The 24,344-nt window shown below is 67.2% G+C and carries 19 protein-coding genes, 1 pseudogene and 1 riboswitch; of the genes and pseudogenes, 8 read left to right on the top strand and 12 right to left on the bottom strand.

Annotation, left to right across the window (positions count from 1 at the left end; genetic code table 11):
* Positions 1–46 precede the first annotated feature (46 nt).
* Positions 47–946, top strand: a complete 900-nt coding sequence (locus V9K91_RS07790) for a DnaJ C-terminal domain-containing protein (RefSeq protein ID WP_336443215.1) — start codon at positions 47–49, stop codon at positions 944–946.
* Positions 947–981: 35 nt separating this feature from the next.
* On the opposite strand, the gene pilH is transcribed toward V9K91_RS07790, so the two are convergent.
* Together pilH and V9K91_RS07780 are read right to left on the bottom strand one after the other, a co-directional pair.
* Complete coding sequence (gene pilH, locus V9K91_RS07785) at positions 982–1,365, bottom strand: twitching motility response regulator PilH (protein ID WP_068853659.1); 384 nt, start codon at positions 1,363–1,365, stop codon at positions 982–984.
* A gap of 89 nt (positions 1,366–1,454) precedes the next feature.
* On the bottom strand, positions 1,455–2,450 hold the full coding sequence (locus V9K91_RS07780) for a YhdH/YhfP family quinone oxidoreductase (protein WP_336443216.1): 996 nt from the start codon (positions 2,448–2,450) through the stop codon (positions 1,455–1,457).
* Positions 2,451–2,620: 170 nt separating this feature from the next.
* Here V9K91_RS07780 and hflK point away from each other — a divergent pair, with 170 nt between their 5' ends.
* The 3 genes from hflK to V9K91_RS07765 all read left to right on the top strand — a co-directional run bounded on the left by hflK (position 2,621) and on the right by V9K91_RS07765 (position 6,134).
* A complete protein-coding gene (gene hflK, locus V9K91_RS07775; protein WP_093532861.1) occupies positions 2,621–3,763 on the top strand; it encodes an FtsH protease activity modulator HflK in 1,143 nt (380 codons plus the stop codon).
* The gene (locus V9K91_RS07770; RefSeq protein ID WP_093532862.1) at positions 3,760–4,623 is read left to right on the top strand and encodes a protease modulator HflC; all 864 of its coding nucleotides are present in this window, start codon (positions 3,760–3,762) and stop codon (positions 4,621–4,623) included. Before hflK ends, V9K91_RS07770 begins: the two co-directional genes overlap by 4 nt.
* A 218-nt stretch (positions 4,624–4,841) precedes the next feature.
* Entirely contained in the window at positions 4,842–6,134 is a 1,293-nt protein-coding gene (locus V9K91_RS07765; RefSeq protein ID WP_336443217.1) for an adenylosuccinate synthase, read from the top strand.
* Positions 6,135–6,397: 263 nt separating this feature from the next.
* Here V9K91_RS07765 and V9K91_RS07760 read toward each other — a convergent pair whose 3' ends face one another.
* The 3 genes and pseudogenes from V9K91_RS07760 to V9K91_RS07750 all read right to left on the bottom strand — a co-directional run bounded on the left by V9K91_RS07760 (position 6,398) and on the right by V9K91_RS07750 (position 9,538).
* Positions 6,398–6,937: a hypothetical protein gene (locus V9K91_RS07760; RefSeq protein WP_336443218.1), complete on the bottom strand. Its 540-nt coding sequence runs from the start codon at positions 6,935–6,937 to the stop codon at positions 6,398–6,400.
* Positions 6,938–7,204: 267 nt separating this feature from the next.
* A pseudogene (locus tag V9K91_RS07755) lies at positions 7,205–7,357 on the bottom strand (HupB); the annotation flags it as partial.
* Positions 7,358–7,453: 96 nt separating this feature from the next.
* Positions 7,454–9,538 carry a catalase gene (locus tag V9K91_RS07750; protein WP_306987753.1) on the bottom strand — a complete coding sequence of 695 codons (2,085 nt, stop codon included), beginning with the start codon at positions 9,536–9,538 and terminating at the stop codon, positions 7,454–7,456.
* A gap of 158 nt (positions 9,539–9,696) precedes the next feature.
* Here V9K91_RS07750 and V9K91_RS07745 point away from each other — a divergent pair, with 158 nt between their 5' ends.
* Together V9K91_RS07745 and V9K91_RS07740 are read left to right on the top strand one after the other, a co-directional pair.
* Complete coding sequence (locus V9K91_RS07745) at positions 9,697–10,407, top strand: AraC family transcriptional regulator (RefSeq protein ID WP_068853648.1); 711 nt, start codon at positions 9,697–9,699, stop codon at positions 10,405–10,407.
* 79 nt (positions 10,408–10,486) lie between these two features.
* Positions 10,487–11,887: an amino acid permease gene (locus tag V9K91_RS07740; RefSeq protein WP_179197340.1), complete on the top strand. Its 1,401-nt coding sequence runs from the start codon at positions 10,487–10,489 to the stop codon at positions 11,885–11,887.
* Between the two features lie 169 nt (positions 11,888–12,056).
* Here the strand turns inward: V9K91_RS07740 and V9K91_RS07735 are convergent, their stop codons facing one another.
* The 3 genes from V9K91_RS07735 to gcvP form a co-directional block, all read right to left on the bottom strand.
* Positions 12,057–12,347, bottom strand: a complete 291-nt coding sequence (locus V9K91_RS07735; protein WP_141236289.1) for a hypothetical protein — start codon at positions 12,345–12,347, stop codon at positions 12,057–12,059.
* 104 nt (positions 12,348–12,451) lie between these two features.
* The gene (locus tag V9K91_RS07730; RefSeq protein WP_095364408.1) at positions 12,452–12,709 is read right to left on the bottom strand and encodes a hypothetical protein; all 258 of its coding nucleotides are present in this window, start codon (positions 12,707–12,709) and stop codon (positions 12,452–12,454) included.
* Between the two features lie 166 nt (positions 12,710–12,875).
* Positions 12,876–15,755, bottom strand: a complete 2,880-nt coding sequence (gene gcvP / locus V9K91_RS07725; RefSeq protein WP_320457492.1) for an aminomethyl-transferring glycine dehydrogenase — start codon at positions 15,753–15,755, stop codon at positions 12,876–12,878.
* An 85-nt stretch (positions 15,756–15,840) separates the two neighbouring features.
* A riboswitch (glycine riboswitch) is annotated at positions 15,841–15,942 on the bottom strand.
* Positions 15,943–16,236: 294 nt separating this feature from the next.
* Between gcvP and V9K91_RS07720 the strand changes: the two genes are divergently transcribed.
* Positions 16,237–17,460 (top strand): multidrug effflux MFS transporter, encoded by a 1,224-nt coding sequence (locus V9K91_RS07720; protein ID WP_095364410.1) that lies wholly within the window; start codon positions 16,237–16,239, stop codon positions 17,458–17,460.
* 50 nt (positions 17,461–17,510) lie between these two features.
* Positions 17,511–17,897, top strand: a complete 387-nt coding sequence (locus V9K91_RS07715; RefSeq protein WP_336443219.1) for a hypothetical protein — start codon at positions 17,511–17,513, stop codon at positions 17,895–17,897.
* A 49-nt stretch (positions 17,898–17,946) separates the two neighbouring features.
* Here the strand turns inward: V9K91_RS07715 and V9K91_RS07710 are convergent, their stop codons facing one another.
* From V9K91_RS07710 to V9K91_RS07695, 4 genes are all read right to left on the bottom strand, one after another.
* A complete protein-coding gene (locus tag V9K91_RS07710) occupies positions 17,947–19,920 on the bottom strand; it encodes a M2 family metallopeptidase (protein ID WP_336443220.1) in 1,974 nt (657 codons plus the stop codon).
* Positions 19,921–19,996: 76 nt separating this feature from the next.
* A complete protein-coding gene (locus V9K91_RS07705; protein ID WP_176472698.1) occupies positions 19,997–21,649 on the bottom strand; it encodes a phosphoethanolamine--lipid A transferase in 1,653 nt (550 codons plus the stop codon).
* Positions 21,646–22,389 carry a phosphatase PAP2 family protein gene (locus V9K91_RS07700; RefSeq protein WP_095364413.1) on the bottom strand — a complete coding sequence of 248 codons (744 nt, stop codon included), beginning with the start codon at positions 22,387–22,389 and terminating at the stop codon, positions 21,646–21,648. The genes V9K91_RS07705 and V9K91_RS07700 overlap by 4 nt, the downstream gene beginning before the upstream one ends.
* 108 nt (positions 22,390–22,497) lie before the next feature.
* Positions 22,498–24,210: a glycosyltransferase family 39 protein gene (locus V9K91_RS07695; protein WP_336443221.1), complete on the bottom strand. Its 1,713-nt coding sequence runs from the start codon at positions 24,208–24,210 to the stop codon at positions 22,498–22,500.
* Positions 24,211–24,344: the final 134 nt, after the last annotated feature.

Below are 24,344 nucleotides of genomic sequence, written 5' to 3'. Positions count from 1 at the left end.
ACGGGGCCCGCCGGCGCGGGCGGCCGAACTTATTCGAGGTGTATGGATGGAATTCAAGGATTACTACGCCACCCTGGGCGTGGAACCCAGCGCGGGCGATGCGGAAATCAAGACCGCCTACCGCCGGCTGGCGCGCAAGTACCACCCGGACGTGAGCAAGGAAACCGGCGCGGAAGAGAAGTTCAAGGCGGTCAACGAGGCCTATGAAGCGCTGCGCGACCCGCAGAAGCGCGCGGCCTACGACCAGCTCAAGGCGCAGGGCTACCGCCCGGGCGAGGAGTTCCATGCACCGCCGAACTATGGCGGAGCGCAGGGCTTCGACTTCGAGGAGGTGTTCGGCGGCGGCGCCGGTGGCGGTGGCTTCAGCGACTTCTTCGAAAGCCTGTTCGCCCGCCAGCGCGGCGGCGGCGGGGCTGGCCGCGCCAGTGGCTTTGGCGGCGCCGGCGCCGGCCCGCAGGCGGTCCGCGACACCCGCGCCAAGCTGTCGGTACCGCTGGAAGCGGCCTACGGCGGTGACAGCCTGCGCATCACCGTCAACGGCAAGCAGCTGGACGTGCGCGTGCCCAAGGGCATCCGTCCGGGCCAGGTGATCCGGCTGACCGGGCAGGGCACCAACGGCGGCAACCTGCTGCTGGAAGTGGAATACGCCGCGCATCCGCAGTTCGAGGTCGACGGCCGCAACATCCTGTACACGCTGGATGTCACCCCGTGGCAGGCCGCGCTGGGCACGTCGATCAGCGTCCCCACGCTGGGCGGTGCCGTGGAGCTGAAGGTGCCGGCCGGCTCGGATGCCGGGCGCAAGCTGCGCCTGCGTGGCCGCGGCCTGCCGGGCAATCCGGACGGCGATCAGATCGTGGAAATCGAGATCATCGCCCCGGCGCCGACCGATGAGGCGCAGATGAAGGCCTACAAGGCGTTGGCCAAGGCGTTCGGCGAAAAGATCTAGCCGGCGTACCGACCGTTGGTCGGTACGCACTCACATCATGCCGAAGGCGGCTGCTGCCCGCTGAAGACCCGTTCCAGCACTTCGGACAGCTCGTCTTCGGAGAACGGCTTGGTGATGTAGGCCTTGGCACCCTGGCGCATGCCCCACATGCGGTCGGTGTCCTGGTCCTTGGTGGTCACCAGGATCACGGGAATGTGCTTGGTGGTGGCATCGCGCGCAAGGGTGCGAGTGGCTTGGAACCCGTTGAGGTTGGGCATCACCACATCCATCAGGACCAGGTCGGGCAGCTCGGCCTTGGCCACTTCCACCCCGTCGGCGCCATCCACGGCGGTCAACGTCTCGTGACCCAGCTTCTCGACGATGCGTTTGATTGCGACCTGCTGCAACTGTGAATCGTCGACGATCAGAATGCGTGCCATGTTGTTCCCCAAGTGATGCCCGCAGTGTAGGGCCGCGCCCGTGTCAGAGAGAAGCGTCCGTCACGCCGTCCGTCGCCCAGCTGCAACGCTCAGTCGATCCGCACCACGGTGCGGCCCAGCGCGCCGCCGGCCAGCATCCCCTCGAACGCGGCCGGCAATGCCTCCAGGCCGATCTCGCCGGTGCAGATCGCGTCCAGGTGGAGCGGCTTCCAGTCGCCGCCCAGTCGCTCCCAGACCTGCTCGCGCAGCGCACGCGGGGCCGAAGACGACGACACGCCCAGCAGCGACACGCCGCGGATGATGAAGGGCATCACCGTCATGTCCAGCGCCGGACTGGCGGCCAGGCCCGCGCTGACCACGCTGCCGTAGGGCACGGTCTGGGCCAGCAGGCCGGCCAGCATCGGCCCGCCGGCATTGTCCAGGCCACCCCCGAAGCGGGCGGACGCCATCGGCTTGTCCGTGGCCAGGCTGTCGCGCGGCAGCACCTCGCGCGCGCCCAGCCCCCGCAGGTAATCGGCCTGGTCGGCCTTGCCGCTGATCGCGTGCACCTCGAACCCGGCCCGGCTGAAGATATCCACCGCCAGCGAACCGACCCCGCCGGTCGCACCGGTCACCGCCAGCGGGCCGTGGGCCGGGGTGAGCCGGTTGTCGAGCATCCGCAGCAGGGCCAGCGCCGCGGTGAAACCGGCGGTGCCGATCACCATCGCTTCGCGCGCGCCCAGGCCGGCGGGGCGTGCGATGACCGCGCTGGACGCCAGCCGGACATACTGGCTGTAACCGCCATCGCGGGTCTCGCTGAGCCCGCAACCGGTGGCCAGCACCGCATCGCCCTCGCGCCAGGCCGGGTCGGCCGAGGCCACCACCGTGCCGGCCACGTCGATCCCGCCCACCAGCGGGAAGCGGCGCAGGATGCGCCCCTTGCCGGCGCCGGCCAGGGCATCCTTGTAGTTCACCGACGACCATTCGGCGCGCACCACCACCTCGCCCGGGTTGAGCTGGGCCAGGCCGATCGGCTCCAGGCCGCTGTGGTGGCCCTGCTCGTCCTGGTGGATGCGGAAGGCGGTGAACCGCTCGGGGATCGCCATGGGGGTGGCCCTGCAGAATGGGGGGCTCCACCTTACCGTGATGAATCGCGCCCTGCGCCGGGTTGCCCCTTCCAATCCTGTCGGTCAGCCCCATCTAGTAGAATCGGACAGGATTGAACGGTTGACGGTGCGGGACTGGCCCGCAGGCAACCTTTACTGATGGAGCGTGCATGGCCTGGAATACACCCGGCGGCAACAAGGGCGGACAGGGTTCCGACGAGAATCGACGAGGGCCGTTTGGCCCGCGCGGTGGCGGCGGTGGTGGTGGTTGGGGCGGGTTGCCCGGACCGCTCAAGGACCTGTTCGATGGCGGCATCCTGCGTTGGGTGGCGGTGGCGGTGGTCCTGCTGCTGTTGTTCTCCAGCTTCCAGCTGATCGGCGAACAGCAACGCGGCGTGGTGCTGCGCTTCGGCCAGTTCTCGCGCATCCTGCAGCCCGGCCCGAACTTCAAGCTGCCCTGGCCGATCGAGTCGGTGACCAAGGTCAACGCGACCCAGATCAAAACCTTCAGCAGCGAAGTGCCGGTGCTGACCCGCGACGAGAACATCGTGCGCGTGTCGCTCAACGTGCAGTACCGCATCGACGATCCGCGCCTGTACCTGTTCGGCTCGGTGTCGGCCGACCAGGTGCTGGAGCAGTCCGCGCAGAGCGCGGTGCGCGAGCAGGTCGGCCGTGCCGACCTCAACGCCGTCCTCAACAACCGTGGCCCGCTGGCCGTGGTCGCGCAGGAACGCCTGCAGGCCGCGCTCAAGGCCTACCGCACCGGCCTGGTCGTGACCGGCCTGACCCTGCCCGATGCCCGTCCGCCGGAAGAGGTCAAGCCGGCCTTCGACGAGGTCAACGGTGCCCAGCAGGTCAAGGAACGCCTGATCAACGAAGCCCAGGCCTACGCGGCCAAGGTCGTGCCCGAAGCCCGTGGCCAGGCCTCGCGCGCCCGCACCACCGCCGAAGGCTTCAAGCAGGCCGTGGTGGCTCGCGCGCAGGGTGACGCCGAGCGCTTCAGCCTGCTGCAGGCCCAGTACAAGGACGCCCCGGAAGTCACCCGCAAGCGCCTGTGGCTGGAAACCGTCGAAAAGGTGTTGGCCGAGAACCGCAAGGTCATCGGCGGCGATGGCCGCCAGCTGATCTACGTGCCCATGCCCGACAACCGTGCCGGCGCTGCCGCCGGCACCAGCGGCACCCCGCTGGTGACCCCGGAAGTGATGATGCCGTCGCTGCCGGCCAGCACTCCGGTTGACGGCGTGCGCAACGCCGAGCGCCCGACCACGCGCCCGACCACCCGACCGACCGGTAGCGAAGGAGCCATCCGATGAAGAGTCCGCTTTGGATTGGCCTGGCCGTTGCTGTCCTGCTGGGCCTGCTGGGTTCGGTGTTCGTGGTCCGTGAGGACCAGACCGCCATGGTGCTGAACCTGGGCAAGGTGGTCCGTGCCGACATCAAGCCGGGCCTGCACTTCAAGCTGCCGCTGGTGGAAACGGTGCGCGTGTTCGACCGCCGCTTCCAGGTGCTGGCCACCGCCCCGGCGCGTTACTTCACCGCAGAGCAGAAGGACGTCAGCGTCGACTTCTTCGCCATTGGCTACATCTCCGACGTGCGCGCCTACTACCGCGCCACCGGCGGCGATGCCAGCGTGGCCGATGCCCGCCTGGCGCCGATCATCACCGACTCGCTGCGCAACCAGATCAACTCGCGTTCGTTGCAGCAGCTGGTGTCCGGCGATCGCAGCGAACTGATTGCCGGCCAGCTGACCGGCATCAACGAGGCGGTCAAGGGCCTGGGCATGCAGATCATCGACCTGCGCATCAAGCAGATCGACCTGCCGACCGACAGCCAGGTGATCAACGACGTGTACGAGCGCATGCGCGCCCAGCGCAAGCAGGAAGCAGCCAAGCTGCGGGCCGAGGGTGAAGAGCAGTCGCTGACCATCCGTGCCCAGGCCGACCGCGAAAGCACCGTGATCGTGGCCGAAGCCGAGCGCGACGCCCAGCGCCTGCGTGGTGCCGGCGACGCCGAAGCGGCCCGGATCTACGGCCAGGCCGGCTCGGCCGATCCGTCGTTCTTCTCGTTCTACCGCAGCCTGGAGGCCTACCGGAACTCCATGACCGACGGCAACGGGGTGATCGTGCTGGACAAGAACGACCCGTTCCTGCAGTACATGAAGAACGACCGCTGACCGTCGGTTGAATCCGCCCCCCTTCGGGGTGGCGGTCGACCCCGGAAACCCGGATAATGCACAAAAGCCGGACGGGCCTCCCCGTTCGGCTTTTTCCGTGTCTGGGCCTGCCTTCGCCGACCGCTCCCCGATTGGAGCCGTCACTTCCGCGCCGGCCGGCCCTGCTACGGTTTACCCGTCCGCGGCCCCGATGGCCGCAACAATTCGAGGAGCCCGTCATGGGTCAGTCTGTCGTAGTGCTTGGTGCCCAGTGGGGCGATGAAGGCAAGGGCAAGATCGTCGATCTGCTCACCGAGGAAATCGGTGCCGTAGTGCGTTTCCAGGGCGGCCACAATGCCGGCCACACCCTTGTCATCAATGGCAAGAAGACCGTGCTGCACCTGATCCCGTCGGGCATCCTGCGTGAAGACGCGCTGTGCCTGATCGGCAACGGCGTGGTGATCTCGCCGGCTGCGCTGCAGAAGGAAATCGCCGAGCTGGAAACCTCCGGCGTGGAAGTGCGTTCGCGCCTGAAGATCTCCCCGGCCGCGCCGCTGATCATGCCGTACCACATCGCCCTGGACCAGGCGCGCGAACGCGCCGCCGGCGGCAAGGCGATCGGCACCACCGGCCGTGGCATCGGCCCGGCCTATGAAGACAAGGTAGCGCGTCGCGGCATCCGCATCGCCGACCTGCATTACCCGGCTCAGCTCGAAGAGCTCCTGCGCACCGCGCTGGATTACCACAACTTCGTGTTGGCCAATTACCTCAAGACCGACGCGGTCGACTTCCAGAAGACCTACGACGAAGCACTGGCCTTCGGCGAATACGTCCAGCCGATGAAGTCCGACGTGGCCGGCATCCTGCACGACCTGCGCAAGCAGGGTAAGCGCGTGCTGTTCGAAGGTGCGCAGGGCGCGCTGCTGGACATCGACCACGGCACCTACCCGTACGTCACCAGCTCCAACACCACCGTGGGCGGTGCGCTGGCCGGTGCCGGCGTCGGCGCCGATGCGATCGACTACGTGCTGGGCATTGCCAAGGCGTATGCCACCCGCGTCGGCGGCGGTCCGTTCCCGACCGAGCTGGACGACGAGATCGGCCAGGGCATCCGTGATCGCGGTGCCGAATACGGCGCCTCGACCGGCCGTCCGCGTCGTTGCGGCTGGATGGACATCGTCGCGCTCAAGCGCGCCGTGGCCATCAACGGCATCAGCGGCCTGTGCATCACCAAGCTGGACGTGCTGGACGGCATGGAAAAGCTGAAGGTCTGCATTGCCTACGAATACCGTGGCAAGCGCACCGAATACGCGCCGCTGGACGCGCAGGGCTGGGAAGAGTGCACCCCGGTGTACCTGGAATTCCCGGGCTGGAACGAGAACACCCACGGCATCACCGAGTGGGACAAGCTGCCGGTGGCCGCCCGTGCGTACCTGCGTGCCCTGGAAGAGCTGGCCGGCTGCCCGATCAGCATCGTCTCCACCGGCCCGGACCGCGACCACACCATGGTCCTGCAGGACCCGTTCGCCTAATTCAGATGCCGGGCCACGCCAGACATCATCCGGCGTAGTGCAAGGCCCTGTCTGGCAACCAGAAGCCCCGCGAAAGCGGGGCTTCTGCGTTTTCCCTGGGTAGGTTGAACATGCCCATATTGCAGATTACGAGGATCACCTCGATGTGACCGAACGTTTGGTGCTCGATTTGATCGAGGCATGTGACGCGGTGCGAACCGCTTTGGAATGAAGAAGGGGCCGGTGCAAGCGCGACCCAATTCCAAGCACGCCCACCGATGCGGTCAGCGCATCTCGAACGAAGACTGCAGCGGAATAGTTACGTTGCGCAGCGTGTCGCGCACGTTGATCGCCACTGTCCAAGTCCCTTTGGGGTCGCCCGCTTCAGCAGTGAACTTCATTCCTACCGAAGACAGATAGACACTGTTGGGATCGGTATCGAGCTGGGTGACGAAGCAGGGCAAGTCGTGCTCGTCGCCGCTCAGGCTGCCGTCGGGACGGGTGATGCGCAGGTCGCAGCGCACCTGCGCCATGCCGGCGGCGTCCAGCTTCGGGTTGGTCAGGAAGGACAGGATGTACAGCGAGCTGCCTTCCTTGACCTCGGTGGCCAGCTCGAAGCGCGGCACCCCGTTAACCGGGTTCTCCCACTTCTGTTGCCACTCCGGGTCTGCGGTAACCACCATCGACGCCGAGAAGCCTTCGCTGGATTTCGCCGAAGACGTATCAGGCAGGGCGTTTCCCTGGCCATCGTGGAGGGCCGTCTGCGCCAGTGCGGACAACGGCATCAGCAGGGCCAACAAGACCAGCGTGCGTGCAGATTTCATGTAAGTGGTTCCCCTGTCCGCATCCTGCGGTGATGAGCGAGTATCGCCCATCCACCGCGCAGGCCGTCAAGGCGGTGCCGCGCCGATCCCTGCATCGGGTCATGGCGGCTGCTTACCCAAGCGCGGTGGTGGCCCGCCGGCGTACGCGTGGCGATGCGGAAACCTGTTTCGATCTCAGGTCCATGCGTCAATGCGTGTGGCACCTGTACGGCGGTTGTTTGGGAACCAACCCTACCGGGGTGCCTTGGAGGCCTTCTTCGCCGGCCGTTTCCTGCCGCCGCCATCCTGCTTGTTCACGGTCGCCCAGGCGATGCGTTCGGCAGCTTCGTCGCTGCGGCCCTCGGCTTTTTCGCTTGCCTCGATGTGCTCGGCCTGGCGCTTCTGCTTGTCGGTGTAACTGGATTTGTCTCCGCGGGGCATGGGAATCGTCCTCTCTTCAGGGAGCAGCGGGCCAACGGTCCGCTCTACACGTTGCCCGGCAGGAGCGGATCCACTGTCCGCTCCTGCCGGGACGGGTCAGGCGAGGGTGCGCACCTTGGGTTCGCGCGCCCACTGGCGGGTGGCGGCGGCGGCGATGAAGCCCTTGGCGTCTTCGGCTTCCACCACGCCATTGTCTTTGCCAACGCGCGCCGTCTTGAGCAGCTGCTGGGCGCCCTCATCGGCGGCGATGGCCTTCAGGTGGGCCCAGGCGTCCGCGGCGAAATCGATCGCGGCCGATTCCTTGCTCAGGCGCTTGGCGGCGTCGGCGCTCAGTACGATCGCCACTGCGTCGAACACCACCGAGGGCGTGCCGGCCAGCTGGCCATCCGCAGGCTGCAGTCTGCCGTCGCTCAGCTTGCCGCCGCCGACCTTGGGCGCGACCAGCTTCACCTTCGCGCCGGCTTTCTCGGCTGCTTTGCGCAGGTTTGCGATCAACCCCGCGTCGGAGCCCTCGTCGAACAGGATGCCGATGCAGCGGCCCTTGAGCAGGTCCTTGGTGCGGCCGATGATGCGCACTTCCGGCGCCTTGGGCAGGTCCTTGGCCGGAGTGGCGGTAGGGGCCGGGGCGGGCAGGGCGGGCATCGCCAGGCCGTCGGCAACGCGTCTGGCCAACGACTCGTCGATATTGCGCAGGTGGCTCACCGTGCGCTCGCGCACGGGCACCGTTTCTACCTTGGACAATTCAAACACCAGCGCCGAGGCCAGGTGCGCCTGCTCCGGCGCCTCCAGGCTGCGGAAGAACATGCGCGCCTGGCTGTAGTGGTCGGCGAAGCTGGCAGCACGAACGCGCCCCTTGCGACCATCATCGGCCGGCGTGGCATGGCTGGGAAAGCCATCAGCGGTCTCGCGCGGGCTGTCGCCCTGCAGCGAGCTGGGGTCATATGCTACCCGGCCCTTGGGGATGTTCATCTGCATATGGCCGTCGCGTTGATGGTTGGCGAACGGGCACTTGGGTGCGTTGACTGGAATCTGGTGGAAGTTCGGCCCGCCCAGGCGGCTGAGCTGGGTGTCCAGGTACGAAAACAGCCGTCCCTGCAGCAGCGGGTCGTTGCTGAAATCGATGCCAGGCGGCACGTTGGCCGGACAGTAGGCCACCTGCTCGGTTTCGGCGAAGAAGTTGTCCGGCCAGCGGTCCAGCACCATCCGGCCGATCACGGTCAGCGGCACCAGCGATTCGGGAATGATCTTGGTCGAATCCAGGTGGTCGAACGGGAACGCCTCGGCTTCTTCTTCGGTGAACAGCTGCACCGCCAGCTCCCATTCGGGGAAGTCACCGGCAGTGATCGCCTCGAACAGGTCGCGGCGGTGGAAATCGTTGTCCGCCCCCTGCAGCTTCACCGCCTCGTCCCACACGGTAGACTGCACCCCAAGCTTGGGCCGCCAGTGGAACTTCACGAAGGTGGATTCGCCGGCATCGTTCAACAGCCGGAAGCTGTGGATGCCGAAGCCTTCGATGGTGCGAAGCGAACGCGGAATGGTGCGGTCGCTCATCGCCCACATGATCATGTGCATCGATTCGGGCATCAGCGAAACGAAGTCCCAGAACGTGTCATGGGCGCTGGCGGCCTGCGGGAACGCGCGGTCCGGTTCCATCTTGACCGCGTGGATCAGGTCGGGGAACTTGATCGCGTCCTGGATGAAGAACACCGGGATGTTGTTGCCCACCAGGTCCCAGTTACCCTCGGGCGTGTAGAACTTCACCGCGAAGCCGCGCACATCGCGCGGGGTGTCCACGGAACCGGCACCACCGGCGACGGTGGAGAAACGGGTGAACACGGGCGTGCGGACGCCTACTTCGGTGAGCACGCGCGCACGGGTGAATTCCTCCAGCGAACGGGTAAGTTCGAAATAGCCGTGCGCAGCGCTGCCGCGCGCGTGCACGATGCGCTCGGGAATGCGCTCATGGTCGAAGTGGGTGATCTTTTCGCGCAGGATGAAGTCTTCCAGCAACGTCGGCCCGCGCGGGGTATCGCGCAGCGAGTTCTGGTTGTCCGCCACCGGGATGCCCTGGTTGGTGGTCAGTGCCGGATGGCCACCGCCGGCCTGCTGGTGAAGTTCGTCGCCTTCGCCACGGCGATCGGCGGGCGGGGCGGATTTGGTGCGGGGCTTGCTGGTGGCCATCAGGCGACTCCGGGCTGGCAGGGGGGATGCAACGCCTCACAGTGGCGGGCGGGGCGTTAATCGCCGGTCGGAGAACCCGGTCGCGCATGCACCTGCGCTTCACGCCGGCAACCAGGCAGGTATCCTTGGTGGCGTGTCCATCCTCCTGCCGCCCCCGCATGCGCGTTGAACCTGCCGACATCGAAGCCCTGTTCGATGCGATTCCCGATGTGCTGTTCTTCATGAAGGACCGCGACGGGCGCTACACGCACATCAACCAGACCATGCTGCGCCGCCTGGGGCTGAAGTCGCGCAAGGAAGTCATCGGGCGCACCGCTGCCGAGATCTACCCCACGGGGCTGGGCGCGGACTACGCCACCCAGGATGCGCAGGTGCTGGCCGGCAAAGTGATCGAGAACCTGATGGAGCTGCACCTGTTCGCCAACCGCGAGCCGGGCTGGTGCCTGACCTGCAAGCGGCCGCTGCTGGTGGACGGGCAGATCCGCGGGCTGATCGGCATCTCCCGCGACCTGGGGCAGAAAGACAGCCTGGGCACGCAGTATGAGCAGCTGCGGCTGGCGCTGGCGCACCTGAACGCGCATTACGCCGAGAACGTGCGCATGCAGACCCTGCTGGATATCACCGGGTTTTCGCTGTCCAAGCTGGAGCGCACCTTCCGCAGGGTGTTCCAGATGACCCCGCAGCAGGTACTGACCCGGCTGCGCATCCAGATGGCCGTGCATCTGCTGCATGGCAGCGACACCATCGCCAGCATCGGCCAGGCCTGCGGGTTTACCGACCAGAGCGCGTTCACCCGCAAGTTCAAGGCCGAGGTCGGGGTGTCGCCGCGGGCCTATCGCGCCCAGATCGCGGAGCGCGCAGAGCCCTGACTTCAGGGGCAGGGGCGCTGCCCCTATCCCGTCCGCCGGCCGGACAAGGTATGGTGTCGCACCTGTTGCCCGCCAATCGATTCCGATGCCCGCATCCCAGACTCCGGCCTCCGCCGCCGCACCCGCCGACACCCGCCTCGGGAGCTCGCTCAAACCCCGCCAGCTGATCATGATGGGCCTGGGCAGCGCCATCGGCGCCGGCCTGTTCCTGGGCTCCGGGGTGGGCGTGCAGGCCGCCGGTCCGGCGGTGCTGCTGTCCTACCTGGTGGCCGGTGCGCTGGTGATCATCGTGATGAACGCACTGGGCGAGATGGCTGCGGCCAAACCGACCAGTGGCGCGTTCTCGGTGTATGCCGCCGACGCCATGGGCGCCACCGCCGGTGCCACGGTGGGGTGGCTGTGGTGGGTGCAGCTGGTGATCGTGATCGCCGCCGAAGCGGTCGGTGCGGCGGGCCTGCTGGCCACGGTGTGGCCGGTGATCCCGGTACCGATGGCGGCGCTGGCATTCATGCTGTTCTTCACCGCGATCAACCTGCTGGGGGTGAAGAACTTCGGTGAATTCGAGTTCTGGTTCGCCATCCTCAAGGTGGCCGCCATCATCGGGTTCATCCTGATCGGCGTGGCGCTGCTGATGGGCTGGCTGCCGGACGTGGTGTCGCCGGGCCTGAGCAACTTCACCCAGCACGGCGGTTTCGCCCCCAACGGGCTGGCCGGGATCGGTGCCGCGCTGCTGGTGGTGGTGTTCGCCTTCGGCGGTACCGAAATCGTGGCAGTGGCCGCGGCCGAAACCGAAGACCCCGAGCGCAGCATTGCCCGTGCCATCCGCACAGTGGCCTGGCGCATCCTGGTGTTCTACATCGGCTCGCTGAGCGTGATCATCGCCGTGGTGCCGTGGACCAGCGAAGCGCTGAAGTCGCCGTTCGCCGCCGTGCTGCAGGTGGCCAACATTCCGGGGGCGGCCACGGCCATCACCCTGATCGCGGTGATCGCACTGTTGTCGGCGCTCAACGCCAACCTGTATGGCGCCTCGCGCATGATGTATTCGCTGGCGCGCCGCCGCGAAGCCCCGGCGGTGCTGGGATGGACCGACCCGCGCCACGTGCCGATCATCGCGGTGCTGGCCAGCGTGCTGTTCGGCTTCGCTGCCACGGTGATGGAGCTGGTGTTCCCGGACAAGGTGCTGCCGGTGCTGCTGAACATCGTGGGCTCTACCTGTCTGCTGGTGTGGACGATTTCCCTGCTGTCGCAGCTGATCCTGCGCCACCGCGCCAACCGCGACGGCACCCGCCTGCCGTTCCGCATGGCCGGCTACCCGTACCTGACCGTGCTGGGCCTGTGCGTGCTGGCACTGATCTTCGGCCTGCTGCTGTCCGAAGCGCACACCCGCGTGCAGTTCCTGTCGATGGCCGCGCTGACCGCGGTGATCGCGATCACCAGCGAAGTCACCCGCCGCGTGCGCCGCAACCGCTCCTCGGAATAATCGTAGAGACACGCCACGCGTGTCCTGCGTGATCGAGGCGACCCGTGACGGCGGTCGCGCGCGACACCGGCCAGGCAGAACCCATAACAATGACGGCCCGCATCTGCGGGCCGTTCACACTATTGCCACGCCGCTCAACGGTCAGCGTCAAGGCGTAGGACTGTCGCCGTCAGTAGCGATTGTCCAGATGCCTGTTGGCAGAGCGAGCATAAAGTGCCGGGTCTACGTCGCGCTCGCACTTCTGCGATCCGTTGGTGGTCTGGTCGCTTCTTGGCAGGGTCGTGTTGGAAATCGTGGCCGGGTTTGGTCTTGCCGACGCCGGCGCCGGTCCGTGCGGTCGTTCAATGCGGAACACCTGCGGCGGAATGATCCTGCCGACGGAGTGGGAAGAAAGTTCTTTCGGAATCATCATTGCTCCAAGCCTCAGTCCAGCTGGGTGGGCAAGGGTGACCGCGATCATGCGATGCAGCTTTCAAAATGCCATCGCAGGACATGAAAGAACGGCCCGCTTGCGCGGGCGGTCGTCATTACCGCCTGGGCCGGCCAATGGCCGGCACTACCGGGTCATGACTTCGCCGGGGGCGCCTCTTCGGTCATTTTCAGCGCTACAGCGTACTCTTTCACGTTCGGATATTTTTGCGCCAGGGTGCACCATGGCATGTCGGCTTCGGATGTATAGGTGCGGTACAGCGGCGCCGCCGCGAATGCCATGGCCGCCGCTACGTTGTTCACGTGGGTGATCGGCGCCTGCTCGCTGGCTTGGCTCGCTTGGCTTCGCATGGGCGCGGAGCTTGGGGTGCTGGTATCGAGTTTTGGGATCATGCGGAACGGGTCCAGTGCGAGAGGACCTGTACGCTACGAACCGTCCAGCGCCCGCGCTTCCATGTTTCATGCATGTGGGTTCGTTCCAGGCAGCGCTGGCCCAACTCGGGCCAAGCAAAAACGGCCCGCTTTCGCGGGCCGTCTTCGTTTCATGCAGGCAGGAGGATCAGACCTCCACGCCCTCGTCTTCCTTGTAGGCGTCGACCGGGATGCAGGCACACATCACGTTCTTGTCGCCGTAGACGTTGTCCACTCGTGCCACCGGCGGCCAGTACTTCTGCTGGCGCAGGCTGGCCAGCGGGAAGGCCGCCAGTTCGCGCGGGTAGGCGTGCGACCACTCGCTGGCCGACACCGCCGTGGCGGTGTGCGGGGCGTGCTTGAGCGGGTTGTCCTCGCGGTCCAGGCGGCCGTCTTCGATCGCGGCGATTTCCTCGCGGATCTGGATCATCGCGTTGATGAAACGGTCCAGCTCGTGCAGCGACTCGCTTTCGGTCGGCTCCACCATCAGCGTGCCGGCGACCGGGAAGCTCAGGGTCGGGGCGTGGAAGCCGAAGTCGATCAGGCGCTTGGCCACGTCTTCAGCCCCCACGCCGGAGGTCTTCTCCAGCGGACGCACGTCCAGGATGCACTCGTGCGCCACCAGCCCATTGCGGCCGGTGTACAGCGTCTTGAAGTGCGGGGCCAGGCGCTTGGCGATGTAGTTGGCGTTGAGCAGCGCCACCTGGGTGGCCTTGCGCAGGCCTTCGGTACCCATCAGCGTGATGTACATCCAGCTGATCGGCAGGATCGAGGCGCTGCCGAAGCTGGCCGCGCTGACCATGCCCACCGGGCCGTTATCGCCGAGCTTGCCCGGCAGGAACGGGGCAAGGTGCGACTTGACCGCGCACGGGCCCACGCCCGGGCCGCCGCCGCCGTGCGGAATGCAGAAGGTCTTGTGCAGGTTCAGGTGGGACACGTCCGAGCCCCACTTGCCCGGCTTGGCCACGCCGACCAGGGCGTTCATGTTGGCGCCATCGGTGTACACCTGGCCGCCATGCTTGTGGATGATCTCGCAGATCTCGACCACTTCTTCCTCGAACACGCCATGCGTGGAGGGGTAGGTCATCATGATCGCGGCCAGGCGGTCGCTGTACTTTTCGGCGTTGATGCGGATGTCTTCCACATCCACGTTGCCATTGCCGTCGGTCTTGGTCACCACCACCTTCATGCCGCACATCTGCGCGGAGGCCGGGTTGGTGCCGTGCGCCGAATCGGGAATCAGGCAGACGTCGCGATGGCCTTCGCCGCGCGAGCGGTGGTAGGCGCGGATTGCCAGCAGGCCGGCATATTCGCCCTGCGCGCCGGAGTTCGGCTGCAGGCTCACCGCGTCATAGCCGGTGCACTCGACCAGCATCGCTTCCAGCCCGTCGATCAGTTCCTTGTAACCAAGGGCCTGGTCGGCCGGGGCCAGCGGGTGGATGTTGGCGAATTCCGGCCAGGTCACCGGGATCATCTCGGCGGTGGCGTTGAGCTTCATGGTGCAGCTGCCCAGCGGGATCATGGTGCGATCCATCGCCAGGTCCTTGTCGGCCAGCGAGCGCAGGTAGCGCAGCAGCTCGTGTTCGCTGTGGTGGGTGTTGAACACCGGGTGGGTCAGGAACGCGCTGGTGCGCACCAGGCCGGCCGGCAGGGCATCGGCGGTGGCCGCGTCCAGTGCTTCCACATCCACGCTGGCACCGAACAGCTGGCCCAGCGCGACGATGTCGGCGCGGGTGGTGGTCTCGTCCAGGCTGATGCCGACCGCTTCGCTGTCGATCGCGCGCAGGTTGATGCGCGCGGCGGCGGCCTTGGCATGGATCGCGGTCGCGTCGATGTCCTTGACGTGCAGGGTGTCGAAGAACTGCTCGCCGACGTTGATGCCGGCCGTGCGCAGCGCGGCAGCCAGGATCGCGGCCAGGCGGTGGGTGCGGCGGGCGATGCGGGTCAGGCCCTCGGGGCCGTGGTACACGGCATACATCGAGGCCATCACCGCCAGCAGCACCTGCGCGGTGCAGATGTTGGAGGTGGCCTTCTCGCGGCGGATGTGCTGCTCGCGGGTCTGCAGGGTCAGGCGGTAGGCGGCGTTGCCCTGCGCATCGACCGACACGCCGATCAGGCGGCCCGGCATCGAACGCTTGTAGGCATCACGGCAGGCCATGAAGGCCGCGTGCGGGCCGCCGAAGCCGAACGGCACGCCGAAGCGCTGCGAGTTGCCCACGACGATGTCCGCGCCCCATTCGCCGGGGGCGGCGATCAGGGTCAGCGCCAGCAGGTCGGTGGCCACGGCCACCAGGCCACCACGGGCATGCACGGCATCGGCCAGCGCCTTGTAGTCGCCGATGTGGCCGAAGGTATCGGGGTACTGCAGCAGCACGCCGTAGGCTTCGGCTTCCATGGCTTCGGCCGGGGTGCCCACGCGCAGCACGATGCCCATCGGCTCGGCGCGGGTGCGCAGCAGTTCCAGCGTCTGCGGGTGCACGGCGTCGTGCACGAAGAAGGTGTCGGACTTGGACTTGGCCGAACGCTTGGCCAGGGTCATCGCTTCGGCTGCGGCGGTGGCTTCATCCAGCAGCGAGGCGTTGGCGATCTCCATGCCGGTCAGGTCGGCGCACAGGGTCTGGAAGTTGATCAGCGCTTCCATGCGGCCCTGCGAGATCTCGGCCTGGTACGGGGTGTAGGCGGTGTACCACGCCGGGTTTTCCAGCACGTTGCGCAGGATGACGTTCGGGGTGAGGGTGCCGTAGTACCCCTGGCCGATGAAGGTGCGGAACACCTGGTTCCTGTCGGCGATGGTGCGGATCTTGGCCAGCGCTTCCACTTCGGTCAGCGAGCTGGGCAGCGCCAGCGCGGCCGGCGACTTGATGCCCGACGGCACGATGGCGTCGGTCAGTGCGTCCAGCGAGGCGTGGCCGACCACGTCGAGCATCTGCGCGATTTCGGCGTCGTTGGGGCCGATGTGGCGTTCAACGAACGCGTGGTGGTGTTCAAGCTCGCGCAGGGTAGGGGTGTTCTGGGACATGGCTGGCATCCAAAAGAGTGGGCACGCACGTTCGGAAGCGCGGACGGGGCGTGTCATGGGCGACAACGATCCACCGGACCCCTGCGGTCTTCCTGGGTGCCCCTCTGTCCTTTTGCCTGAGAGTTTAAAAGCGCGCGGCTGCGTGCTTCGTGCCCCTTCGGCGCCGGCACTGGCCGGTCTCTCCAGAGTTTTGGTGCGGGTGGTATCGGGCCTGAGCGATTACGGGCGTTGCGCCTTCGGCAGCGGGTGCTTCAATACAAAGCGCCGCTTCTCCCACCATGTAGCGTGGGAATTATAGCCCAGCGGCCCGGCCGGCAACGCCCGTCCGGCACATGAACAGGGGGCGCCGACCGCGTCATAACCGGCCGCCGGGCATGGTGCCAGGCAGGCGGACGGCCTATCATGGCTGCATCCTCGTATTCATCAGGCGCCACCGCAGGCTGCGGCCGGCGCCTTCCGTGCGTCCGCACGGCCGCTGACGGAAGACCCGATGACACCCGCTCCGCCCTCCAACCGCCGCCTGGCCCTGCTGCTTGCCGGCCTGGCCATGTTCGGCCCGTTCTCGATCGACACCATCTTCCCGGCGTTCCTGCTGCTGGGCGAGCGGATGCAGGTCGACCAGGTCGCGGTGCAGCAGACGGTGAGCGTATACCTGCTGTTCTACGGCCTGATGAGCCTGGCGCACGGCCCGCTGTCGGACGCGTTCGGCCGCCGCCGGGTGATCCTGGGCGGGCTGGTGCTGTTCATCGCCGCTTCCATCGGCTGCGCGCTCTCGCGCGACCTGACCACGCTGCTGGTGTTCCGCGCGCTGCAGGGCGTCACCGCCGGCGTCGGCGTGATCGTCGGCCGCGCGGTGATCCGCGACCTCTACCATGGCGCCGATGCGCAGCGGCTGATGAGCCAGGTCTCGATGATCTTCGGCATCGCCCCGGCGATCGCGCCGATCATCGGCGGCTGGATCCTGCTCGGCGGCGGCGATTGGCCGCTGATTTTCTGGTTCCTGGTGGTGTTCGCGCTGGTGTTGCTCGCCGCCACCGGCAAATGGCTGCCGGAGACCCACCCGGTGGAAGCCCGCACCCCGCTGTCCACCCGCGCGCTGCTGCGCAGCTACCTGCAGATGGGCACCAACCCGCGCCTGCTGCGCCTGGCGGCAGCCGGCGCGTTCAATTTCTCCGGCATCTTCCTGTACATCGCCTCGGCACCGGTGTTCGTGATGCAGCACCTGCAGCTGGGCGAGGGCGGTTTTGCCTGGCTGTTCATTCCCACCATCGGCGGCATGACCACGGGCTCGTTCCTGTCCGGGCGCATGGCCGGGCGGATGACTGCCGCCCGCCAGGTCGGGATCGGCTTCAGCCTGTGCGCGGTATCGGCGCTGGTCAACCTGGCCTATGTGCTGTCGGTGGGCCAGATCGCGCTGCCCTGGGCGGTGCTGCCGATCTTCATTGGTGGCGTGGGCATGGCGCTGATTTTCCCGATCCTGGCGCTTGCCGTGCTGGATATGTACCCGCACCAGCGCGGTCTTGCCTCGTCGATGCAGATGTTCCTGCAGCTGATGATCAACACCGTGGTGGCCGGGGTGGTGTCGCCGATGCTCAGCCACACCCCGCTGCACCTGGCGCTGGGCTATGCCGGCTTCTTCGCCATCGGCGCCAGCTTCTGGTTCTGGGAGCGTCGCTGCGAACGCCGCCGCGAGGCTGCGGCGGCCCTTGCCTGAGCCCCCGTGCGGTATTCTTTCACCATTGTTGCGGTACGGAAGTCCCCCTGATGTCGACCACCTCCAAACTGCGTCGTGACCTGCGCCGGCGCCGCGAAATCGAAGAAGCCAACCGCGAAAAGGCCCATGCCTCGCCGGTCGAGCCGCACGCCGAGCTCCGCGACCAGCAACGCACGCTGCTGGCCGGGGTGGTGCGTCGCGACGGCGAATGGGTGCTGGGCATGGATGGCCGTATCGCCGGGCAGACCCCCAGCGCCGCCCGCGTGCTGGCGCTGATCATGCAGGCCGCCGAACTGCACGAGCGCCAGGGAACGCCGGTGCGCCTGGTGTATTCGGATGCATTGAAAGACGCCGCGCACGCCGAAGCCAAGGCCGACGGCAAGGATTTCGAGCAGTTCAAGACCGCGTTGGCCGCGTCGTTGAAACCAAGATCCTGACAACCGACCGCGCAAAAAAAAAAACCGGCCATTGGCCGGTTTTTTTCGTTTACGGGGCCTTCGGCGCCGCCGCCGCCGGCGGCTGCCACCCGCACATCTGGCCCTGGTTCTGCTGCTTCAGCCACTCGTTGACCGGGGTGAAGTACTCGATCATCGGGCCGGCATCGAGCTTGTCGCCGCCGGTGATTTCCTTCAGCGTGGCCTGCCACGGCTGGCTGGCACCCTTGCTCAGCATCGCCCAGAACTTCTGGCCGGCTTCCTTGTTGCCGTAGAAGCTGCACTGGTGCAGCGGGCCCTTGTAACCGGCCGCGTCGCACAGGCCCTTGTAGAACTGGAACTGCAGGATGCGCGCCAGGAAGTAACGCGTGTACGGGGTATTGCCCGGCACGTGGTACTTGGCGCCCGGATCGAAGAACTCCTCGCCGCGCGCCGAGGCCGGGGCCACGCCCTGGTACTTGGCCTTCAGGTCCCACCACGCCTTGTTGTACTGGTCCGGGGTGATCGAGCCATCGAACACGCCCCAGCGCCAGCGGTCGATCATCAGGCCGAACGGCAGGAACGACACGCCGCTCAGGGCCATGCGCATCTGCGCGTTGATGGTGGCCTCGCGGCTTTCCTGCGGCTTGTCGACCAGGCCGATCGAGTTCAGGTACTGCGGGGTCATCGCCAGCACGATGGTGTCGCCGATCGCTTCGTGGAAGCCATCGTTGGCACCGCCCTGGAACAGCGGCGGCAGCGGGTTGTAGGCCAGGTCGTAATAGATGTGGCCCAGCTCGTGGTAGATGGTGGTGAAGTTTTCCTCGGTCGGCTTGATGCACATCTTGGTGCGCACGTCGCCTTCCATGTTCATGTCCCACGCGCTGGCGTGGCAGACCACGTCACGGTCCAGCGGCTTGATGAACTGGGTCTTGTCCCAATACGACTTCGGCAGCGCCGGCATGCCCAGCGACACGTAGAAGTCCTGCGCGCGTTCGGTCATCTGCTTGGCGGTACGCAGTTCGGCCTCACGCTGCGCCTTGTAGAGCGCTTCCACGTTCGCGTTGCTGCCGCCGGCCTTGGCCAGCGCACCGCTCAGGTTGGCCTGGTACTGCTTTTCCAGCGCGGCGGTGATGTCCAGGCTGCCTGCGCCCGGGTAGGGCTCAAGCTGGTCCCACAGGTTGGACCAGTCCTGCTGCCACATGTTGCCCAGCAGGTGCGCGGCGATCAGGCCGCCTTCGGTTTCGGCCTTGTCCTTGCCGTAGGTGCCGTCCAGCTTGGTACGGGCGTAGCAGTGCAGCTGCTCGTACATCGGCTTGACCTGTTCCCACAGGCGGTCGGTTTCCGGGCCGATCTGCTCGGGCGGCATGTCGTAGCCGCTGCGCCACATCTGCCCGGCATCGGCGAAGCCCATTTCCTTGGCGCCTTCGTTGACCAGGCCGACGAAGCGCTGGTAATCGGCGCGCATCGGCTTGGTGGTGCCGTGCCAGCCCTGCCAGGCGTCAAGCTGCTTGTCGTAGTCGCGGCTGCTGGCCAGCACTTCTTCCAGGTCGCCCAGCTGGCGGCAGGTGGCCGGGTTGGCCTCGTCGGTGCAGTACTTGCCCGAGCCGTACGCGCCTTCCATGCGGCTGGCGATGCGGGTCAGCTCGCCCAGCTTGGCCGGGTCGCGCGGGGCCGGCATGGCGGTCATCAGCTTGAGCAGGTGGATCTGGCGCTTGGTGTCCTCGCTCATCGGCTGGCCGTCGTACTTGCCGGCCTGGGCGATCCAGCCATTGAGGATGGTCAGCCAACGTTCGTTGGCCTTGGCCGCCACGCGCTCGGAATCGTCATTGATATAGGTCGAGGACAGCCACTGGGCCGAGGTCATTTCCGGGTACAGGGCCTTGTACTCGGCGTTGACGCGGGCGATGAACTGGTCCGCGGTCTCGGTCGGCGCGGCGGTGCCTGCGGCCGGTGCGGTGGTGGGGGACGATTCCTTCTGGCAGGCCGCCAGCGTCAGTGCGGCAGCACCGACAGCCAGGGCCAGCAGGAGCGGGCGGTGGTTCACGGGGACATCCTTGGGTGGTGACAGACCGGCGAAGGCTAGTGGGGCCGCCGCCGCACCGCAAGGGCCACAGGTCCCGTCAGCGCCCGCAGCCGGCGAACAGGTCGCGGTCGCGCTCGTACAGCGCGGTCTTCACCTGCATCAGGCCCAGTACCGACGGGAACACGTTGTCATGGTCCGTGTACTGGCTGGCGCGCCGCCGCACGCAGGCCAGGTCCAGCCCGCGGCTGGCGGCGAAGCCGGGCGAGAACCACATCGTCATCGGCACCCGGGTCTGTTCCTGCGGGGCGATCGCGTACGGCACCCCGTGCAGGTACAGGCCCTTCTCGCCGAGCGATTCGCCATGGTCGGACAGGTAGATCATCGCCGTGTCGTAATCCTGCATGCCCTGCAGCGTGCCGATGGTGTGGGCCAGCAGCTGGTCGGTGTACAGCAGCGCGTTGTCGTAGCTGTTGGTGATTTCCTCGCGGCTGCACTTGCCCAGGTCCGGGGTGTCGCAGGTCGGGGTGAAGTGGCGGAAGCGGGTGGGGTAGCGCTCGAAGTAGCTCGGGCCGTGGTTGCCCAGCTGGTGCAGCACCACCACCCGGTCGCCCGGCGTTGCACGGACCTGCTCGGCGAGGTTGTCGATCAGGATCTCGTCCATGCAACGGCCGTTGGCGCACAGGGTGGGATGCGTTGCATCGTCCAGTGCCTGCATCGGCAGCCCTTCGCACACGCCCTTGCAGCCGGACTGGTTGTCGCGCCACAGTGTGCCGATGCCGGCGTGGTCGAGCACGTGCAGCAGCGACTGGTGCGCGCGGATCTTCTTCTCATCGTAATCGTGGCGGCCATAGGGCGAGAACAGGCAGGGCAGCGACACTTCCGTGCTGGTACCGCACGAATGCATGTCCGGGAAGTTGATCGCGCTGGTCTGCGCCAGCTGCGGCGTGGTCTGCCGGGCGTAACCGTTCAAGCCCCAGTTCTGCGCACGCGCGGTTTCGCCCATGACGATCACCAGCAGCCGCGGCTTGCTGTCGGCCGCGCGCGGGGTGGCCTTGGCATCCAGCCCGATCGGCAGCTTCGGTGCGCGCTGGATCGGGTTGTCGCCGCGCAGCGCCTTGGGCAGGCCCAGCAGGTAGTTGCCCGGCGTGGCCAAGTAGCGCACCTCGCGCTGGTTGCGCATCAGCGCCGACATTTCCTGGAACGACAGCAGCGAACCGCCCAGTGCGGTGGCGGCCGACAGCAGCAGGAAGCCGCCACGCCACAGCAGTGCCTTGCCCCAGCTGCGGCGCAGCAGCTGCACGCGCCACAGTACGACCATCGGCAGCGCCGCGAGCAGCACCAGCGGGGCGATCAGGCTGGGAGTGATCAGTTCGCGGCTTTCCTTGTGGTCGGTCGCCAGCACGTTGCGCAGCATGTCCGCATCCAGGTAGATGTGGTAACTGCCCATGTAATGGGCGGCCATCGCCGTGCCCAGCAGCAGCACGCCGATCATCACCTTTGCGTTCCAGCGCCACACCAGCAGGCCCATCAGCAGGCTGTGCGCGCCGACCAGCAGCAACAGCAGCGAAAGGCCGAAGCGCAGGCTGCCCGGATGGGTGGCCATCGCGCTGTGCCAGAACAGGCCGTTGCAGGCCAGCGCGAAGAACATGCTGGTGAGCGCGATGAGGGTTTCGGTGGACCAGGTCGGGCGCCAGTGGCGCAGGGCTGACAGCGAGGTAAGGCGCGGCATGTGCGATGCGAGGGTGTTCATGCGCGGACTCCGCGGGCGGTGATGCGGCGTACCAGCAGGAACAACAGCAGCGACACCGTCCAGCAGGTCGCCAGCGTCCACAGGTCATGCGAAAGGAAATGCGCGCCGCGCAGCTGCTGCGCGGCGCCGAACACGCCGCCGGCGACCAGCCCCACGGCAAGGCCGCGCCATCGCCATGCCGGGCGCACCAGCAGCGCGAAGAAGTACAGGCTCACCCAGGCAAACCCGGCGCTGGAATGCCCGGCCGGGAAGCACACCCCGCGCGGCATGCCGTGCGGGCGGGTGGCGAACAGGCCCACGTACTCGCGCAGGCCGCCGTAGCGCGCCAGGTCCCACGGGCAATCAATGTTGGTGAGCGACTTCAGCAGCGACACCACGCCGGTGCCCAGCGCGACGGCCATTACCAGGTATAGCAGCGGCCAGCGCCATGCGGCCGCGCGTTCGTGGCGCCAGGCGTGGAAGCACAGCACGATGGCCAGCAGCGTTGCCGCTGCGCTCAGCCACTTGCCACCCTTGTGGATCAGCTGGCTGGTGGCCCATGCGTTCTGCAGGAGCCAGTGATGGCCTTCCATGCGGAACAGCTGGTCCGCAAGCCACTGGTCGCCCCCGCCCACCATCAGCACGGCACTGGTGGCCAGCACGGCCAGCAGCGGCCAAGCGAGATGGCGGCGCAGGAAACCGGACACCTGCGCGGGCGCATCGGAAGCAAGCGGGACAAGGGCAGGGGAAGCGGGAAGCATCAGGCAGGGCCGGCGGGGAAACCGGCGCCATGGTCGTCAGCGGCGTGTCGGAGATCGGTCGGAGCGATGTTCCCCGCGCGTTAATCGGCCGCGCCGTGCATCTGCGATTCAGTCACCATCGTCCACGCCGGCGGCTGCATCCTTGGACAGTTCCGCGTGGCAGGCTGCATTCCATGCCGTGCCGGGTACCAGCCACCAGCGGTTGCGGTTGGCACTGCCGATCATCACCGCCTGCGCGCGATCCACGCACGGACTGATCGCCTGCTCCAGCACCAGCAGCCAGCGGTTGTGCGGCGCCTGCGCCATCCACGGGCCAGCGTCATGCCACTGTTCGTCCCAGGGGCGCTTGAACCCGAAGTCGGTCACCGGCCGGTCGGCCTGCAGCAGGTTCTGCTCGCGCCAGGCCAGCGCGCCCAGCTCGGCCGACGGGCCGATCCGCTCGCCGACCTGCTGCATCAATGCCGACGAAGAACTGTACGGACCCAAGGTGGGTATCAGGCCCCAGCCGTGCAGGTTCCACAGCAGCACCGCAGTCAGCACGGCAAGCATGCCGGCACGCCGCTGGCGCAGCCATGCGGCCAGCAGCAGCACCACGATGCCGAAGCCGAGCAGCCACCCCCCGAGTACCGGCAGCAGGGTTTCCGGCATGCCGCGCCTGGCCAGCTGCGCATGCGCCCAAGCACCGTCGCCCAGCAGCTGCGCGCCGATCCCCAGCGCCGCCGCGCCCAGCACCAGCACGTAGGCCAGCAGCAGCCAGCGTGGACCGGGCCGGCGCAGCAGGCCGGGCAGCAGCGGCGCGGCGGCCACGCACAGCGCCGGCAGCATCGGGAAGATATAGACCTCGCGCTTGCCGGGGCTGGCAGTGAAGAACAGCAGCACCAGCAGCGCCCAACCGAGCAGCAACCAGTAGCGGCTGTCGCCACGGCGCAGGCGCCGCCACCAGCCCGGCAGCAGCGCGGGCAGCAGCAGGCTGCCGGGCAGCCACAGCGTGGCGATCACCTGCAGGTAATACCAGGCCGGCTGCACGTGGTGCCAGGCACTGGCATAGCGGGTGCCAGTCTGCTTGAACAGCAGTTCGCGCGCATAGCCCTGCAGCTCCGGCGAGGGGTCATTGAGCAGCGCGATCCCAAGTGGGCCCAGCCATACGGCGGTGCCGAGCAGGAATGCCGGTATCAGCCACAGCAGTGAACGCGCGCGGGGCAGGGCAGCGCCAGGCCGCGGCTGGCCTTTCCAGCGCCACAGCGCCCACGGCAGCAGCACCAGCAGCGGCAGGAAGCCCACGCCCTTGGTGACCGTGCCGAGACCCGCGGCGAACCCGGCCACCCACAGCAATCGCGTGTTCGGCCGTTCCAGCAGGTGGCGCAGCAGCGCCCACAACGACAGGGTGGTAAGCGCGACCAGCACCATGTCGATCTGCGCACGCTTGGCCATCAGCCCGAACTGCAGGCAGCTGGCCAGCGCCAGCAGCGCCCACCAGGCGATGCGCCGGTTCCACAGGCGCCGCGCCAGATCCCAGCTCAGCCACAACGTGGCCAGCGCGGCCAGCAGCGAGGGCAGCAGGAAGGCCAGGTTCCAGTTCCCGATGACCTGGTAGGTCGCCGCCTGGATCCACATGAACACCGGCGGCTTTTCGGCGTACAGTTCGCTGCCCCGGTGGGGCAGCAGCCACTGGCCGGTCTCGACCATGGCCCGGGCGGCCAGCACGAAACGGGGCTCATCCGGCGGGGTAGGGGCGCGCAGTCCGATTCCCGCCGCAAGGGCCAGCAACAGGGCAAGGCAGGTGAGCAGTTGCCACCGTTGGCGAGTCAGTAGTGTCGGCAAGGGGGCATGGCTTTCCCGGAAGAGCAGGCACTTTCGCCGAAGCAATGTAAGAAAAGCGTCGAATCGGGGTAATTGCGACTGGATTCCGACATTCCCGGGGCTACCATGGCGGCCATCACCCCCGAGTTCTCGAC

This window comes from Stenotrophomonas sp. CCNWLW57, assembly GCF_037203925.1.
Taxonomy (GTDB): Bacteria; Pseudomonadota; Gammaproteobacteria; order Xanthomonadales; family Xanthomonadaceae; genus Stenotrophomonas; species Stenotrophomonas rhizophila_A.
The sequence above is the reverse complement of the archived record's forward strand: the minus strand, read 5'-3'. Positions and strand labels throughout refer to the sequence as shown.

What these genes read in the sequence shown, in the direction of transcription:
- V9K91_RS07700 (WP_095364413.1), bottom strand. Translation starts at nt 22,389, where the DNA reads ATGCTTCCCGCTTCCCCTGCCCTTGTCCCGCTTGCTTCCGATGCGCCC.
- V9K91_RS07720 (WP_095364410.1), top strand. Translation starts at nt 16,237, where the DNA reads ATGACACCCGCTCCGCCCTCCAACCGCCGCCTGGCCCTGCTGCTTGCC.
- V9K91_RS07705 (WP_176472698.1), bottom strand. Translation starts at nt 21,649, where the DNA reads ATGAACACCCTCGCATCGCACATGCCGCGCCTTACCTCGCTGTCAGCC.
- V9K91_RS07770 (WP_093532862.1), top strand. Translation starts at nt 3,760, where the DNA reads ATGAAGAGTCCGCTTTGGATTGGCCTGGCCGTTGCTGTCCTGCTGGGC.
- gcvP (WP_320457492.1), bottom strand. Translation starts at nt 15,755, where the DNA reads ATGCCAGCCATGTCCCAGAACACCCCTACCCTGCGCGAGCTTGAACAC.
- pilH (WP_068853659.1), bottom strand. Translation starts at nt 1,365, where the DNA reads ATGGCACGCATTCTGATCGTCGACGATTCACAGTTGCAGCAGGTCGCA.
- V9K91_RS07780 (WP_336443216.1), bottom strand. Translation starts at nt 2,450, where the DNA reads ATGGCGATCCCCGAGCGGTTCACCGCCTTCCGCATCCACCAGGACGAG.
- V9K91_RS07765 (WP_336443217.1), top strand. Translation starts at nt 4,842, where the DNA reads ATGGGTCAGTCTGTCGTAGTGCTTGGTGCCCAGTGGGGCGATGAAGGC.
- V9K91_RS07745 (WP_068853648.1), top strand. Translation starts at nt 9,697, where the DNA reads ATGCGCGTTGAACCTGCCGACATCGAAGCCCTGTTCGATGCGATTCCC.
- V9K91_RS07760 (WP_336443218.1), bottom strand. Translation starts at nt 6,937, where the DNA reads ATGAAATCTGCACGCACGCTGGTCTTGTTGGCCCTGCTGATGCCGTTG.
- V9K91_RS07750 (WP_306987753.1), bottom strand. Translation starts at nt 9,538, where the DNA reads ATGGCCACCAGCAAGCCCCGCACCAAATCCGCCCCGCCCGCCGATCGC.
- V9K91_RS07715 (WP_336443219.1), top strand. Translation starts at nt 17,511, where the DNA reads ATGTCGACCACCTCCAAACTGCGTCGTGACCTGCGCCGGCGCCGCGAA.
- hflK (WP_093532861.1), top strand. Translation starts at nt 2,621, where the DNA reads ATGGCCTGGAATACACCCGGCGGCAACAAGGGCGGACAGGGTTCCGAC.
- V9K91_RS07735 (WP_141236289.1), bottom strand. Translation starts at nt 12,347, where the DNA reads ATGATCGCGGTCACCCTTGCCCACCCAGCTGGACTGAGGCTTGGAGCA.
- V9K91_RS07790 (WP_336443215.1), top strand. Translation starts at nt 47, where the DNA reads ATGGAATTCAAGGATTACTACGCCACCCTGGGCGTGGAACCCAGCGCG.
- V9K91_RS07730 (WP_095364408.1), bottom strand. Translation starts at nt 12,709, where the DNA reads ATGATCCCAAAACTCGATACCAGCACCCCAAGCTCCGCGCCCATGCGA.